The sequence below is a fragment of the Pseudomonas sp. RHF3.3-3 genome (assembly GCF_048069595.1).
In the GTDB taxonomy this organism is placed as follows: Bacteria; Pseudomonadota; Gammaproteobacteria; order Pseudomonadales; family Pseudomonadaceae; genus Aquipseudomonas; species Aquipseudomonas fuscovaginae_B.
Genome location: NZ_CP182250.1, coordinates 430,928 through 445,717, shown reverse-complemented (window position 1 = coordinate 445,717; position 14,790 = coordinate 430,928). Strand labels below are relative to the sequence as shown.

Here is a 14,790-nt window from a genome sequence, read left to right as displayed (position 1 = left end):
CCCATGTCCCACGTGCGCAACGTGCTCTACATCATGTGCGACCAGCTGCGTCGCGATTACCTGTCCTGCTACGGCCACCCTCACCTGCACACGCCGAACATCGACCGCCTGGCCGCCGCCGGCGTGCGTTTCAGCCGCGCCTATACCCAGGGCACCATCTGCGGCCCGTCGCGGATGTCGGCCTATACCGGGCGTTATGTCAGCAGCCACCAGGTGGCCTGGAACGCCGTGCCGCTGCCGCTGGAGGAGCTGACCCTCGGCGATTACCTGCGGCCCCACGGCATCCGCACCGCACTGGTCGGCAAGACCCACGCCACGCCCAATCTCGACGCCCTGCAACGGTTGGCCATCGACCCCGACAGCCCGCAGGCCGAGCCGCTGAACGAGGTCGGCTTCGAACCCTGGATGCGCCACGACGGCATCTACCCCGACAGCCCGCTGTTCGCCGACAAACGTGAATCGGCACCCTACACCCATTACCTGCGCAAACTCGGCTACAGCGGCGAGAATCCCTGGCACGACTGGGCCAACGCCGCCGAAGGCAGCGACGGTGAAATCCTCAGCGGCTGGAAGATGCGCAACGCCCACCGGCCGGCGCGGATTCCCCAACAGCACTCGGAGACCGTGTACACCACCGACCGTGCCATCGACTTCATCCGCGAACAGGGCGAGCGGCCCTGGTGCCTGCACCTGTCGTACATCAAGCCGCATTGGCCGTACATCGCCCCGGCGCCGTATCACGCGCTGTACGGGCGCGAGCAGGTGATCGCGCCGGTCCGCCCGGCGCCTGGCGCGGCCAGCGACCACCCGGTGTACAACGCCTTCCGCCAGCATGAGGAAAGCCTGAACTTCTCCCGCGACGAAGTGCGCCTGAACGTGGTGCCGACCTACATGGGCCTGATCAGGCAGGTGGACGACCAGCTCGGACGACTGTTCGATGTGCTGCAGCAGAGCGGGCGCTGGGACGACACACTGATCGTCTTCACCAGCGACCACGGCGACTTCCTCGGCGATCACTTCCTCGGCGAGAAGGAGTTCCTGCTCGAACCTGCAGTCGGCGTGCCGCTGATCGTGCGCGACCCACGTGCGGCAGCGGACAGTACCCGGGGCACGGTGGATGAGCGGCTGGTGGAAACCATCGACGCGCTGCCGACCTTTCTCGACGCGCTGGGGCTGCCGGGGGCGGAGCATCGGCTGGAGGGGCGTTCGCTGGTACCGCTGCTGCATGGCGAACAGCCGGACTGGCGCCGCTATGCCATCGCCGAATACGACTATGCCTTCCAGGCGCCGGCGCGGGAGCGACTGGGCCAGCCGATCGACCGTTGCCGGATGACCATGGTGCGCAGCGAGCGCTGGAAATACCTGGCCTACGACGGCTTCCGTCCGCAGTTGTTCGACCTGGAAAATGATCCACAGGAGTTGCACGACCTCGGCGCCGACCCGGCGTTCGCGGCGGTGCGCGAGGAGCACCTGGGCCATCTGCTCGACTGGCTGCGCGGCCTCAAGCGCCGGACCACCATCAGCCATGAGGAGATCGACCTGCGTGGGCAGCGGTTCCGCTATGGCGAGCCGGAGACGGAGAAGGTGGTGCAGATCGGGGTCTGGTGACTGGCGGGATGAACTGATCGTTCCCACGCTCTGCGTGGGAACGATCGGGGTATGGTCTTCAGCTTGCCCCGCGAAGGGTCTGGCTGCGCTGCCCCTGCACCCCCACCGGCACCTCGCCCTTGAGCGTCACCCGGCGCACGATGCGCGCCTGGGTGCCGTAGTCGTCGACCGCGTAGTGCTGGGTCGCACGGTTGTCCCAGATCGCCACGTCACCGGTCTGCCAGCGCCAGCGCACAGTGTTTTCCAGGCGCGTCACGTGGCTCTGCAGCACGCTGAACAGATGCGCCGAATCCGCCGGCAGGTAGCCCTTGATACGCTTGACGAAGTGCCCCAGCAGCAGGCTGCGCTCGCCGCTGATCGGGTGCACGCGCACCACCGGATGTTCGGTTTCGTACACAGTGGAGGTGAACACCTGGCGATAGCGTTCCTGCGCCTGCGCCGAGACGTTCGGCCGCAGACCGGCGTAGTCGTACTCGTTGCTGTGCACCGCCCAGAGCTTGTCCGCCAGTTCGCGCAGTTCCGCCGGCAGTTCCTCGTAGGCCGCTGCCGCGTTCGCCCACACGGTGTCGCCACCGACCGCCGGGGCCAGTACCGAGCGCAGGATCGAGGCTTTCGGATAGGCGTCGACGAAGGTCACGTCGGTGTGCCAGGAGTTGGCCCGCTGGCCCTGGGTGCCGTCCAGTTCCATCAGGTAGCGGGTGCCGTCGCGCACCGGCACCGTCGGGTGCGCTACCGGCTCGCCGAGCAGGTGGGCAAAGGCCTCCTGGCTCTGGTCGTCGAGGTGGGTCTGGCCACGGAAGAAGATCACCTTGTACTGCAACAGCGCCTGCTGGATCGCCTCGATGACACGGGCATCCAGGTCACCGGACAACGCGACGCCACGGATCTCGGCACCGATCCGACCGGCCACCGGGTGAATGTCCAGGGCGTGTACAGCGGGTTTTACAGCCAGTGCGGCATTGCTCATGGAAGGTCCCTCGTCGACTGCTTGCGGTTGGAGCCGCCGCGAAGCAATGCTCTATCTATATTCCATTTACATCTAATAGATATTGACATGCTTCGTTGACGGAATAAGAGCTTGCATTTAAAACCTCAAGCCCTGCTCGTCGCAAATACCTTCGAGCTATTTTTCGGATGCCGGGAAAGCATATGGATCTTCGCCAGTTGCGTTACTTCATCGCCCTTAACGAACACCGCAGTTTTGTCCGTGCGGCGGACGCCATGGGCATCACTCAGCCGGCCTTCAGCCGCAGTATCCAGGGGCTGGAGCAGGAGTTCGGCTGCGTGCTGGTGGACCGCGGCAACAAGGACCTGCGCCCCACCCCCGAAGGCCAGGTGGTGCTGCAGCACGCCCTGAGCCTGGTGCAGGGCGCGGCGCTGCTCAGTGCCGAAGTGACGCAGATGACCAAGCTCGATGCCGGCGAGTTGCGCTTCGGTTGTGGCCCGGCACCGGCGGTGAAGCTGGTGCCGGAAGCGGTGGCGCGGTTCCTCAACGCCCACCCGAAGGTGCACACGCGCTTCCGTGTGGATAACTGGGAACGGCTCAGCCGCAGCCTGAGCCGCGAGGAGATCGAGTTCTTCATCGCCGACATCCGTCATTTCGAGGCCGACCCGAATTTCCAGACCCAGGCGCTGCGGCCCCGTGGCGGGGTGTTCTTCTGCCGGCCGGGGCATCCGTTGCTGGCCAAGGAAAGCCTGTCGACCAACGACATGTTCGACTACCCGCTGGCGACCACGCTGATTCCGCCGGGCATTCGCAAGGTGCTGGCGAATCTGAGTGGGCGCACGGACTTTTCGCCGAACATCGAGACCGAGCATTTTCCGGCGCTGGTGAAGATCGTGCGCCGCTCCAACGCCATTGGGCTGGGCAGTCGGGAGGCGTTCGAGGAGGATGTGGAGAAGGATGCGCTGGTACAGCTGCATTGGCGCAACCTGCCGCAAAACATCGAGCACCTGAGCGCGCGCTGCGGCATCGTCAGCCGCACCGGGTTCCGGCTGTCGCCGGCGGCGCGGGCGATGATCGAGACGCTGGTGGCTGTGGATAGCCAGGAGGAACGGGTGGCGGTCTGACTGTCCTGTTCGCGGCGGTTCGCCGCCGCGACAAGCCCTAAAGAGCAACGCTGATCACAGCCCCGCCGCCGCCAGGTTCGGCGCCACCCAGTCCGTCACCTTGAACGGCCGGCGAATCAGCTTCTGCTGCGCCGCCAGGTCCACCGAATCCTGCAACTTGCCGAGGAAGACCGGGTCCAGCTGCGAAGGGAAAATTTCGCTCAGTTTCTCGTCCTTGAGGTCCTGTTGCAGAATCACCTGTGGATAACTCGCCAGTCCGGAAACCAGCTGCACATAGGCGTCCTTGTTGTCCTCCCGGGTCAGCCAGTCCACCGCCTGCTGTTGCGCCTTGAGCAGTTGGGCGACCAGCTCCGGGTGGGCATCGACGAACGCTCCCGAGCCCAGCAGCACACTCTGGATGCTGCCCGCACCGCCCAGGGTCCTGGTGGTCACCGGCAATTCGGCCAGGCCCTTGGCCTGCAACGCCGTCAGGTTCGAACCGCCCCAGGACGCATCGACCTGTTTTGCCGCCAGTGCCGCCACCGCCGCGCTGAAGTCCAGGTTGATGACCTTGAGGTCCTTCTCGCTCAGGCCCTGGCTGGCCAGCGCGGCATCGAAGGACAGTTGCGAGGCGGTGCCACGGAACACCGCCACGCGCTTGCCCTTGAGGTCCTGCAGGGAATTGATCCCGGAACCGGGCACCACGCCCAGGTACTGCTTGACCCCGCGTGCGGTCGCACTCAGCAGCCGCGTATCCAGCCCGTTGGACTTGCCGATGATCGCCGCCAGGTCGCCCAGATAGGCAAAGTCCACCTGACCATTGGCGATCGCCTCGTTGATCACCGGGCCGGCGCCCTTGAAGAAATTCCACTGGATCCTGATGCCCTGGTCGGCAAAGGCCTTTTCCAGGATCTGCTGGCTGCGCAGCACATCCACCACGCCCCCGCCGCTGTGCTGGGTGCCGGCGCTCAGGTCGGGCACCGCAATGCGGATCTCCCTGACCTCGGCCGCTGCGCCAGACAGCGACACGCCGCTCAGCACGCCGGCCAGCAAAGGGGTGGCGAACAGCCGGGCAAGACGGCCATTGAACAGGGTTTTCATGGTGGGTGCTCCTTGGTGACAGGCTTCGAGGCGCTGAAGGTAGGCACAGTTCTCACCAACAATAAAATACTAATAATTCACATTTTAGTAACTTTAGGAAATATAAGCCGTCAAACCTCGTCGCTGCGCGGATATGCAGCAAACGCATGGAAAATATTCTCCGAATGCATTGGATGCCTGCTCCACACGAGCCTTAAATGGCCTTTCCTTATCTCTCAATAGAATTGATAAGATTATTTATAGATCGAATAAGCATATTTACCTTCACGCCGTGCATCGCCCGGAAACCGACAACGGAGGTCCGCCATGGCCCGTGTTTCTCTGCTCAGCCTGCCGCTGACGCTACCGCCCGCCGGGACCCACCGGCGCTGGCCCAACCTGGGTCGGCACCTGTTGCCCTGGCTGCTGCCGCTGGCCCTCGCCGCCTTGTGGTGGACCGCCAGCCGTCAGCACTGGATGAGCCAGCAGATCCTGCCGTCGCCCGCGCTGGTGGCGCAAAGCGCACTGGAGCTGGGCTGCGGCGAGCTGTGGGGCCATTTGTGGATCAGCCTGCAACGGCTGCTGTACGGCCTGCTCGCGGGTGTCGGCCTCGGCGCCCTGCTCGGCGCCAGTCTCGGTTTCAGCCGTCGCGCCGAGCGCCTGGTATTCCCCACCTTCAGTGCCCTGGCGCAGATTCCGACCCTGGCCTGGATTCCGCTGTTCATGGTGTTTTTCGGCATCGGCGAACTGCTCAAGCTGGTGGTGCTGATCAAGGCCATCGTGGTCCCGGTGACCCTGCACACCCTGGTGGGCGTGCGTGATACCCAACCGCGCCTGCGCGAGGCCGCCGCGGTACTGCGATTGTCGCCCTACCTGCTGGTGCGCCGATTGATCCTGCCCGCCGCGCTGCCAGCGTTCATGGCCGGTTTGCGCCTGGCCCTGGCCGCCGGCTGGACCTCGCTGCTGGCCGTGGAACTGCTGGCCTCCAGCGAGGGCATCGGCTATCTGATGGTCTACGCCCGGCAGTTGTTCATGCTCGATATCGTCTTCGTCTGCATCCTGGTCATCGGTGTGATCGGCGTGCTGATGGATCGCGGCATCGCCCTGCTCGACCGGCGCCTGGTGCACTGGCCGCATCCGGCCACCGCGCAGATTCCCCGGGGCCCGCGTTACCAGGGCTGGCAGCGCCTGCAACCGTGGCTGCTGCCGCTGACGCTGCTGGTGCTCTGGCAACTGGCGAGCGAGCTTGAGTGGATCGACGGCGGCATCCTCGCCAGCCCCCTGGCGGTGCTGCACAGCACCTGGAACGGCCTGCTCGACGGCAGCCTGCCGGGCGGCCTCGGCCTGAGCCTGAAGCGCACCTTCGCCGGCCTGCTGCTCGGCGGTTCGCTGGGCCTGGGCCTGGGCTTGCTGCTGGGCTTGTCGAGGACCTCCGAACGCCTGCTCGGCCCCAGCCTGTCGGCGCTGCGCCAGATCGCGATCTTCGCCTGGGTGCCGCTGATCACCGCCTGGTTCGGCCTGGGCGAAGGGGCCAAGGTGGTGTTCGTCGGCCTCGCCGCGTTCTTCCCACTGTTCATCGCCACCCAACGCAGCGTCGCCAACCTTTCGCCACAACTGACCGAAGCGGCCCGGGTGCTGCGCCTGAACCTCTGGCAGCGGCTGCGCAGGCTGGTGCTGCCCGGCGCCGCGCCGGGGATCTTCGCCGGCCTGCGCCTGAGCCTGGTCTACGCCTGGCTCGGCACCCTCGGCGCCGAATATTTCATGCCGTCCAACGGCGGCATCGGCTCGCTGATGATCGGCGCGCAGCAGTTGCTGCAGATGAACGTGATCATGGCCGGCATGCTCGTGGTCGGCCTCACCGGCGCGCTGATCAACCTGCTCGGCCAACGCCTCGAAACCCGCGCCACCCGCTGGAGACACGCATGAACACAGCACTGGTCAGTTTCAACCAGGTCGGCAAATCCTTCGACGTCGACGGCGCCGAACTGCAGGCCATCGACAATTTCAGCCTGGACATCGGCGAAGGCGAATTCGTCGCCATCGTCGGCTCCAGCGGCTGCGGCAAATCCACCCTGCTGCGCCTGCTGATCGGCCTGGACACCGCCTTTCGCGGCGAAATCCGCGTCGATGGCCGGGTGGTCGACGGCATCGGCAGCGAACGCGGCATCGTCTTCCAGGAGCACCGGCTGTTTCCCTGGCTGACGGTCGAGGAGAACATCGGCCTGGGCCTGGTCAACGAAGCGCTGGACAAGCGCGAACGCCAGCGGCGCATCGAGCAGTTCATCCAACTGGTCGGCCTGGCCGACTTCGCCCGCGCCTATCCGCACCAGCTCTCCGGCGGCATGGCCCAACGCGTGGCGATCGCCCGCGGGCTGGTGGCCAGCCCGCGCATTCTGCTGCTGGACGAGCCGTTCGGCGCCCTCGACGCGCTGACCCGCCAGCAGATGCAGGACGAACTGCTGGCGATCCGCGAACGGGCGAAGATCACCACGCTGCTGGTCACCCACGATGTGGAAGAGGCGATTTTCCTCGCCGACCGGGTGGTGGTGATGGAGCCGCGCCCCGGGCGGATCAAGCGCGTGGTCGAGATCGCCCTGCCCCATCCGCGCCAGCGCAGCGGCTTCGAGTTCCACCGCCTGCGCGAGGAGCTGCTGCATGAACTGACCAGCGACGACCACTACCAGCCGCCGCAACCCGAACAGATCCGCGACCTGCCCCTGACCTTCATCGCCTGCTGAGAGGAACCCCGACATGGCGCAACGTCCGAACTTCCTGGTGATACTGGCCGACGACCTCGGCTTTTCCGACCTTGGCGCCTTCGGCGGCGAGATCGCCACGCCGAACCTCGATGCCCTGGCCCATGGCGGCCTGCGCCTGACCGACTTCCACACCGCGCCGACCTGCTCGCCGACCCGCTCGATGCTGCTGACCGGCACTGACCACCATATCGCCGGCATCGGCACCATGGCCGAGGCGCTGACCCCGGAGTTGATCGGCAAGCCGGGCTACGAGGGCTACCTCAACGACCGGGTGGTGGCGCTGCCCGAGCTGCTGCGCGAATCCGGCTACCAGACCTGGATCAGCGGCAAGTGGCACCTGGGCCTGACCGCCGAACAGGCGCCTCACGCGCGCGGTTTCCAGCGCTCGTTCTCGCTGCTGCCGGGTGCGGCCAACCACTACGGTTTCGAGCCGACCTACGACGAGACCACCCCGGGCCTGCTCAAATCGACCCCGGCGCTGTACATCGAAAACCAGGATTTCGTCGAACGGTTGCCGGCCGATTTCTATTCCTCCGATGCCTTCGCCGACAAGCTGCTGCAGTACCTCAAGGAACGCGACCAGAGCCAGCCGTTCTTCGCCTACCTGCCGTTTTCCGCGCCGCACTGGCCATTGCAGGCGCCGGCCGAGGTGGTCGCCCGCTACAAGGGGCGCTATGACGCCGGCCCTGAAGTGCTGCGCCTGGAACGCCTGGAGAAGCTGCGGCAACTGGGTCTGGTCGACAGCGCGGTCGAGCCGCATCCGCTGCTCGGCCTGAGCGCTGAGTGGGACTCGCTGAGCGAGGAGCAGCGCCAGCGCTCGGCGCGGGCCATGGAGGTGTATGCGGCGATGGTCGAGCGAATGGACTGGAACATCGGCAGGGTCGTGGCTTACCTGCGCAAGCAGGGCCTGCTGGACAACACCTTCATCCTGTTCATGTCCGACAACGGTGCCGAAGGTGCCCTGCTGGAAGCCTTCCCCAAGTTCGGCCCGGAACTACTCGGCTACCTGGACCGGCATTACGACAACAGCCTGGAGAACATCGGCCGGGCCAACTCCTACGTCTGGTACGGCCCGGCCTGGGCCCAGGCGGCGACGGCGCCGTCGCGGCTGTTCAAGGCCTTCACCACCGAGGGCGGCATCCGTGTGCCGGCGTTGCTGCACTACCCGCCGCTGACCCGGCCAGGGCAGATCAGCCATGGCTTTGCCACGGTGATGGACATCACCCCGACCATTCTCGACCTGGCCGGCGTGCGCCATCCGGGCAAGCGCTGGCACGGCAGGGAAGTGGCGCCGCTGCGGGGCAAGTCGTGGCTGGGCTTCCTGTCCGGCGAGACCGCGCAAGTGCACGACGAACACACGGTGACGGGCTGGGAGCTGTTCGGCCGCCGGGCGATTCGCCAGGGCCACTGGAAGGCGGTGTATATCCCCGGCCCGGTGGGCCCGGCGACCTGGCAGCTATACGACCTGAGTGCCGATCCAGGAGAAATCCACGACCTGGCCGAGGCACAGCCGGAGCGGCTGGCGATGCTGATCGAACATTGGCAGCGCTATGTCGAGGAAACCGGGGTGATTCTCAGCGCGTCGCCGTTTCAGCCGGATTGAGCGTTCCTCGCCCCTGCAAGCTGCACTGATCGTTCACGCTCTGCGTGACAATTCAGCCTATAACGCAGAGTATCCAGGGAGGCGTTCCCACGCAGCGCGCGGGAACGATCGAAAGCAGCCCTTCAGCCCTGTACGACCCTCACCGCCTGTACACGGCCACGTTCCTGGCGGACAAACCGGTTCGCCCGGGCAAAGGTGCCGAAATCATTGAAGCGCACGCCCATCTCGGCCATCACCTTGTGGGCCACCGGCGCGGTCATCTGGCGAAGGTAGAAGGGTTCCTTGACCACGAAGTGATGAATGCCGTGGGTGCTGCCGAAGTTGAAGCAGAACGCCTGCAGCGGCCACAGCCACCATGGGTTGAGCACCTGGGTCTGCTGGATCACGTTGCCCGGCTCGACATCGCCGTAGTAGTGCATGTTCGAGCTGATGAAATGCAGGCAGAAGGTACGCAGCACGTTCGGCCCGATGATCACCACCGCCGCGATGTCGATCACCCGCATCGTCGCCAGGGTCCCGGCCGACCAGTCGATCGAGGTCCCCAGCAGCGCGGCGACGCCGTTGGCGCCATGGAACCCGAGGAACACATACCAGGCGCCCCAGTGCAGCAGGGCCAGTGGTGCATAGACCAGCACCACACGCTTGAGAATGGCGCGCCGGTGCGCCCAGCTCTTCGCCCGGCCTGCGCGGATCAGCGCCGACATCACGTTGTCGCCGACCATCAGCAGCCGCGCCAGCCCCCACGGCTCGCCGTTGGTGATCGCACGCTCCTCCATGTCGGCCTCGGTGCCGGAAACCTTGTGGTGGTTGAGGTGCAGGTGACGGCGCACCCAGGGGTTGATGGTGCTCGGCCGCGCCAGCCAGACCAGCGCCAGCATCAGGTTGTGCGGCACGCGCCGCCTGCGGAAATACATGCTGTGGATCAGGTCATGCTCCAGCTCGTGGGTCAGCGAGGCGAGGAAGGCGTTGACCAGCAGGCACGCCCACCAGGCCAGGTAGCCCTCGATATAGAGCGCCGCCGAGCCGATCATGCCGGCCAGGGCGAAGGCCAGGATGCCCGCGCCGATGGCGTCCTGGTGATTGAGCAGCGGGTAGCGCCGACGCAGTTCGACGCCCCGGGCCAGCACCACCTCACGAATGCGCGCGCAGCGCTGCTGATCGTCCAGCGCCTGAACATTCGTGGCCTGGGGACTTGCGCAAACACCTTCCATGATTCCATCCTCTGGTCATTGATGTTCGCATCTTGCGCCGTAGCATCTCTGAAGGCCGTAGCCGCGAACGCCAACCCGTTGACCGGACGCGCCAACATGCCTGAACCGACTTCGCTTTCCAGCTGGACCCGCGCCCTGCGCAAGCAGCTCGACGCCCTCGGCCTCGACAGTGCCGCCCTGTGCCGCGAGGCCGGGGTCGACCCGCAACTGATGGACGATCCCAACGCCCGCTACCCGCTGTCGGCCACCACCCGTCTCTGGCAGTTGGCAGTGCAGGCCAGCGGCGATCCGGCGATCGGCCTGCGGGTGTCGCGGTTCGTCAGCCCGACCACCTTCCATGCCCTCGGCTATGCGCTGGTCGCCAGCGGCAGCCTGCGCGAGGTGTTCGAGCGCATCGTGCGCTACCACACGGTGGTCAGCGATGCCCTGGAGCTGGAACTGAGCCGTGAAGGCGAGCGCTACCGCTTCAGCCTGCGGGTGCCCAAGGGCAGCCCGGAGCCGGCCCCGGAAGCCATCGATGCGTTCGCCGCGATCTACGTGCGCACCTGCCGCAACCGCCTGGGCCGCGAATACGCGCCGTTGGCGGTGCACCTGCGGCGGGCCGAGCCGACGGACCCCAAGCCCTGGCACACGGTGTTTCGCGCGCCGGTGTTCTTTGCGGCCGCGCAGGATTGCCTGGAGTTCGCCTGCAGCGATTTCGACAGCCATCTGGACGACGCCAACCCGGAGCTGGCCGAACACAACGAAGCGGTGCTGAACCGCACCCTGGCGCAACTCAAGCCGCTGACCTGGGAGCGCAAGGTGCGCCAGGCCATCGAGGCGCAGTTGCCGGAGGGCGAGCCTTCGGCCGAACGCATCGCCCAGGCCCTGCACCTGAGCCTGCGCAGCCTGCAACGGCACCTGGCCGACGAGGGCTGCCGCTATGACACGCTGCTCAACGAATGCAGGGAGAACCTGGCACTGCTGCACCTGCGCGATCCGCAGTGTTCACTGAGCGAGATCAGCTACCTGCTCGGGTTTGCCGATACCAGCAGCTTCAGCCGGGCGTTCAAGCGCTGGACCGGGATGACGCCGGGGCAGTTTCGTGACGGGTTGCGTTGAGGCCCCTGCAAACTTCGTCAGGTTCGAGAGCCTATTCGCGGCGGAGCGGCGTCACACCTCAACTGCTGGCCGCATGACGCAGGCGCGCCAGGTCGGTGATGATGATCTCGCCGTAGTTCAGGCGCAGGATGCCTTCGTCCTCAAACCCCTTGAGGATCTGGTTGGTGGTCTGCCGCGACAGCGACAGCATCAGCGCCAGCTGGTCCTGGGACAGCGGAATCAGTTGCCGCGAGTGGTTGAGCTCGCCATAACCCTCGGCAATCTGCAGCAGCCGATGGGCCAGCCGCTCGCGGGCCGGCAGCAGGCTCAACTGCTCCAGGCCGATGAAGGTCAGCCGCAGCTTCTGGCTCATCAGCAGGGCGAAATGCCGCCAGTACTCCGGGTGCTCGTCCAGCAGTTGCAGCAGCACACCCTGCGGCACCTGCAGCAGGATGGTGTGGCCCACCGCATAGGCATCGTGGGTACGCGGCAGGCCGTCGAACAGCGAGATCTCGCCGAACCAGTACGGCAGTTCGATCACGCTCAGCAGGGCCTCCTTGCCCTTTTCGCTGACCGCGCCGACCCGCACCGAGCCTTCGAGCACCGCGTACAGGCCACAGGGCGGGTCGCCGCGCTTGAACAGCCGCTGGCCGGGCGTCAGGCGCCGGCCCTTGGCTGCCGCCAGCAGGCTATCCTGCAAGTGAGCCGGCAGATTGCTGAACCAGTGACCCGTCAGCAGGCGTGAACGCCAGGCAGATACTTCCATGGGAACTCCGAGACGATTGTCGGGTAGCCGACAGCGCAAAGTTTTCGAGCAGGGCATGATCCCATCACCCTACAGGAGGAATAACAATGAAAAACCTCGTCGAGCATCTCAGTCAATATGCGGCGTACCACCGTGATCCGCGGAACATCGCCAGCCATTTCATCGGAATTCCGCTGATCGTGATCGCCGTCGCGACCCTGCTTTCAAGGCCGGGATGGCCGGTGGCCGGGCTCTGGCTGACCCCCGCAGTGCTTCTGACGGTGGCTTCGGCCTGGTTCTATCTGCGTCTGGAAGTGGCTCTTGGGGTACTGATGACGGTGCTGCTCGGCCTATCCGTTTGGCTAGGCCAGATCATTGCCGCGCAGAGCACCCTGGTCTGGTTGAGCAGTGGGATCGGTCTGTTCGTGCTCGGCTGGGTGATCCAGTTCATCGGGCATTACTACGAAGGGCGCAAGCCGGCGTTCGTCGACGACCTCAGCGGGTTGATCGTCGGGCCGCTGTTCGTGGTGGCCGAGCTGGCGTTTCTGCTCGGGTTGCGCAAGGCGCTCAAGCAGGAGATCGAGGCGCGGGCGGGGGGCGTACGGTTGCGCGAGAAGCGCGCGGCGGCCTGATGGTTTGGTGGTGTTTGGCAGGGCCTCTTCGCGGGCAAGCCCGGCGCCTGCGGATTTGAGATGTCCATCGCTCTTGTGTACGACGCGTACCTGGTAGGAGCCGGGCTTGCCCGCGAAGAGGCCAGCAAGCCCTGCAACCTTGAGGGTCAGACGTTCGCCAGCTTCTGCCAGACCTTGGGCTTGAAGAACAGCGTCTCGCCCCGCGCCAGGCCGATCAGGCTGTCGTGGTCCTTGACCACCTCGGCCTCGATCAGTTCGCTCTGGCCTTCCACCTTCAGCGTCACCCGGGTCGTCGCGCCCAGCGGACGGATGTCGCGCACTTCAGCGACATGGTGATCCTCCAGCTCATGGCGCGACAGCGACACTTCATGCGGGCGGAACAGCACGTGGTGGTCCTCGCCCAAGTGCAACCGGTTCGAGTCCCCGAGGAAGTGGTAGACGAAGTCGCTGGCCGGGTTCTCGTAGACCTCGCCCGGTGAGCCGATCTGCTCGATCACGCCCTTGTTCATCACCACGATGCGGTCGGCGACTTCCATCGCCTCTTCCTGGTCGTGGGTCACGAACACCGACGTCAGGTTGATGTCTTCGTGCAGCCGCGCCAGCCAGCGACGCAACTCCTTGCGGACCTTGGCATCCAGCGCGCCGAACGGTTCGTCCAGCAGCAGCACCTTGGGTTCCACCGCCAGGGCACGGGCCAGGGCGATCCGCTGGCGCTGACCACCGGACAATTGTTCCGGGTAGCGGTCGGCCAGCCAGTCCAACTGCACCATGTTCAGCAGTTCGTGGACCTTGGTGGCAATCTGGCTTTCGTTCGGCCGCTGGCTCTTGGGCTTCATGCGCAGGCCGAAGGCGACGTTGTCGAACACCGTCATGTGGCGGAACAGCGCGTAATGCTGGAACACGAAGCCGACGTTGCGATCGCGCACGTCATGGCCGGACACGTCTTCGCCGTGGAACACGATGTTGCCGGCATCCGGGGTTTCCAACCCGGCGATGATCCGCAGCAGGGTGGTCTTGCCGCAGCCGGACGGGCCGAGCAGGGCCACCAGTTCGCCGCTGCTGATATCCAGGTTGATGCTGTTCAGGGCCTTGAAGGCGTTGAAGTTCTTGCTGACGTTACGGACTTCGATCGACATGACTTATTCCTCCGCGGCGCTGGCGCGCAGGCGGTTGATACGGTTTTCGCTCCACTGCTTGAGCAGCAGGATGAAGAGCGCCAGGATCAGCAACAGGCTCGCCACGGCGAACGCGGCCACGTGGTTGTATTCGTTGTAGAGGATCTCGACGTGCAGCGGCAGGGTGTTGGTCACCCCGCGAATGTGCCCGGAAACCACCGACACCGCGCCGAACTCGCCCATCGCCCGCGCCGTGCAGAGCACCACGCCGTAGATCAGGCCCCACTTGATGTTCGGCACGGTCACATGCCAGAACATCTGCCAGCCGTTGGCGCCCAGCAGCCGGGCGGCCTCTTCTTCCTGGGTGCCCTGCTCCTGCATCAGCGGGATCAGTTCACGGGCGACGAAGGGCACGGTGACGAAGATGGTCGCCAGGACAATGCCCGGCAGGGCGAAGACGATCTGGATGTCATGGTCGGCCAGCCACGGACCGAACAGGCCCTGGGCGCCGAACATCAGCACGTAGACCAGGCCGGCGATCACCGGCGACACCGAGAACGGCAGGTCGATCAGGGTCACCAGGATGCTCTTGCCGCGGAAGCTGTACTTGCTCACGCACCAGGCGGCGCTGACGCCGAACACCAGGTTCAGCGGCACCGAGATCAGCACGGCGATCACCGTCAGCTTCAGCGCCGACAGGGCATCGGGCTCGAAGATCGCGGTGAAGAAAGCCCCCAGGCCGTTCTTCAGGCCCTGGGACACCACGATGAACAGCGGCAACAGCAGGAACAGGGCGAAAATCAGCCAGCCGAGGCCGATCAGGATCCGCCGCGAGGTGGCACTGCCACGCCGGGCGGCATTGGCCGAAGACGCGGCGGCAATGGACGATTGGGACATGTTCGCGCCTC

13 protein-coding genes are annotated in these 14,790 nt (G+C 65.6%); 7 read left to right on the top strand and 6 right to left on the bottom strand.

What is annotated here, in order from left to right:
- Positions 1 to 3: 3 nt before the first annotated feature.
- Positions 4 to 1,608 carry an alkaline phosphatase family protein gene (locus tag ACMGT0_RS01950; RefSeq protein WP_416771276.1) on the top strand — a complete coding sequence of 535 codons (1,605 nt, stop codon included), beginning with the start codon at positions 4 to 6 and terminating at the stop codon, positions 1,606 to 1,608.
- A gap of 58 nt (positions 1,609 to 1,666) precedes the next feature.
- Here ACMGT0_RS01950 and ACMGT0_RS01945 read toward each other — a convergent pair whose 3' ends face one another.
- The gene (locus ACMGT0_RS01945) at positions 1,667 to 2,575 is read right to left on the bottom strand and encodes a TauD/TfdA dioxygenase family protein (RefSeq protein ID WP_416771275.1); all 909 of its coding nucleotides are present in this window, start codon (positions 2,573 to 2,575) and stop codon (positions 1,667 to 1,669) included.
- A gap of 182 nt (positions 2,576 to 2,757) precedes the next feature.
- Here ACMGT0_RS01945 and ACMGT0_RS01940 point away from each other — a divergent pair, with 182 nt between their 5' ends.
- Positions 2,758 to 3,678: a LysR family transcriptional regulator gene (locus tag ACMGT0_RS01940; protein ID WP_054060965.1), complete on the top strand. Its 921-nt coding sequence runs from the start codon at positions 2,758 to 2,760 to the stop codon at positions 3,676 to 3,678.
- A gap of 54 nt (positions 3,679 to 3,732) precedes the next feature.
- Here ACMGT0_RS01940 and ACMGT0_RS01935 read toward each other — a convergent pair whose 3' ends face one another.
- A complete protein-coding gene (locus tag ACMGT0_RS01935; protein WP_054060964.1) occupies positions 3,733 to 4,758 on the bottom strand; it encodes an ABC transporter substrate-binding protein in 1,026 nt (341 codons plus the stop codon).
- A 306-nt stretch (positions 4,759 to 5,064) separates the two neighbouring features.
- On the opposite strand from ACMGT0_RS01935, the gene ACMGT0_RS01930 reads away from it, so the two are divergent.
- From ACMGT0_RS01930 to ACMGT0_RS01920, 3 genes are read left to right on the top strand one after another with little or no spacing between them, the layout of a single operon-like run.
- Positions 5,065 to 6,663, top strand: a complete 1,599-nt coding sequence (locus ACMGT0_RS01930; RefSeq protein WP_416771272.1) for an ABC transporter permease — start codon at positions 5,065 to 5,067, stop codon at positions 6,661 to 6,663.
- The gene (locus ACMGT0_RS01925) at positions 6,660 to 7,475 is read left to right on the top strand and encodes an ABC transporter ATP-binding protein (protein WP_054061978.1); all 816 of its coding nucleotides are present in this window, start codon (positions 6,660 to 6,662) and stop codon (positions 7,473 to 7,475) included. The genes ACMGT0_RS01930 and ACMGT0_RS01925 overlap by 4 nt, the downstream gene beginning before the upstream one ends.
- 13 nt (positions 7,476 to 7,488) lie before the next feature.
- On the top strand, positions 7,489 to 9,099 hold the full coding sequence (locus ACMGT0_RS01920; protein ID WP_416771271.1) for an arylsulfatase: 1,611 nt from the start codon (positions 7,489 to 7,491) through the stop codon (positions 9,097 to 9,099).
- A 122-nt stretch (positions 9,100 to 9,221) separates the two neighbouring features.
- Here the strand turns inward: ACMGT0_RS01920 and ACMGT0_RS01915 are convergent, their stop codons facing one another.
- A complete protein-coding gene (locus tag ACMGT0_RS01915) occupies positions 9,222 to 10,310 on the bottom strand; it encodes a fatty acid desaturase (RefSeq protein WP_416771269.1) in 1,089 nt (362 codons plus the stop codon).
- 96 nt (positions 10,311 to 10,406) lie between these two features.
- Between ACMGT0_RS01915 and ACMGT0_RS01910 the strand changes: the two genes are divergently transcribed.
- Positions 10,407 to 11,411, top strand: a complete 1,005-nt coding sequence (locus tag ACMGT0_RS01910) for an AraC family transcriptional regulator (RefSeq protein WP_054061976.1) — start codon at positions 10,407 to 10,409, stop codon at positions 11,409 to 11,411.
- 58 nt (positions 11,412 to 11,469) lie between these two features.
- Here ACMGT0_RS01910 and ACMGT0_RS01905 read toward each other — a convergent pair whose 3' ends face one another.
- The gene (locus ACMGT0_RS01905; protein WP_054058217.1) at positions 11,470 to 12,156 is read right to left on the bottom strand and encodes a Crp/Fnr family transcriptional regulator; all 687 of its coding nucleotides are present in this window, start codon (positions 12,154 to 12,156) and stop codon (positions 11,470 to 11,472) included.
- Between the two features lie 86 nt (positions 12,157 to 12,242).
- Between ACMGT0_RS01905 and ACMGT0_RS01900 the strand changes: the two genes are divergently transcribed.
- Entirely contained in the window at positions 12,243 to 12,767 is a 525-nt protein-coding gene (locus ACMGT0_RS01900; protein ID WP_054058216.1) for a DUF962 domain-containing protein, read from the top strand.
- A gap of 146 nt (positions 12,768 to 12,913) precedes the next feature.
- On the opposite strand, the gene ACMGT0_RS01895 is transcribed toward ACMGT0_RS01900, so the two are convergent.
- Positions 12,914 to 13,903 (bottom strand): sulfate/molybdate ABC transporter ATP-binding protein, encoded by a 990-nt coding sequence (locus ACMGT0_RS01895; protein ID WP_054058215.1) that lies wholly within the window; start codon positions 13,901 to 13,903, stop codon positions 12,914 to 12,916.
- Between the two features lie 3 nt (positions 13,904 to 13,906).
- Positions 13,907 to 14,779, bottom strand: coding sequence for a sulfate ABC transporter permease subunit CysW (gene cysW, locus ACMGT0_RS01890; protein WP_054058214.1), 873 nt, complete (start codon positions 14,777 to 14,779; stop codon positions 13,907 to 13,909).
- Positions 14,780 to 14,790 lie beyond the last annotated feature (11 nt).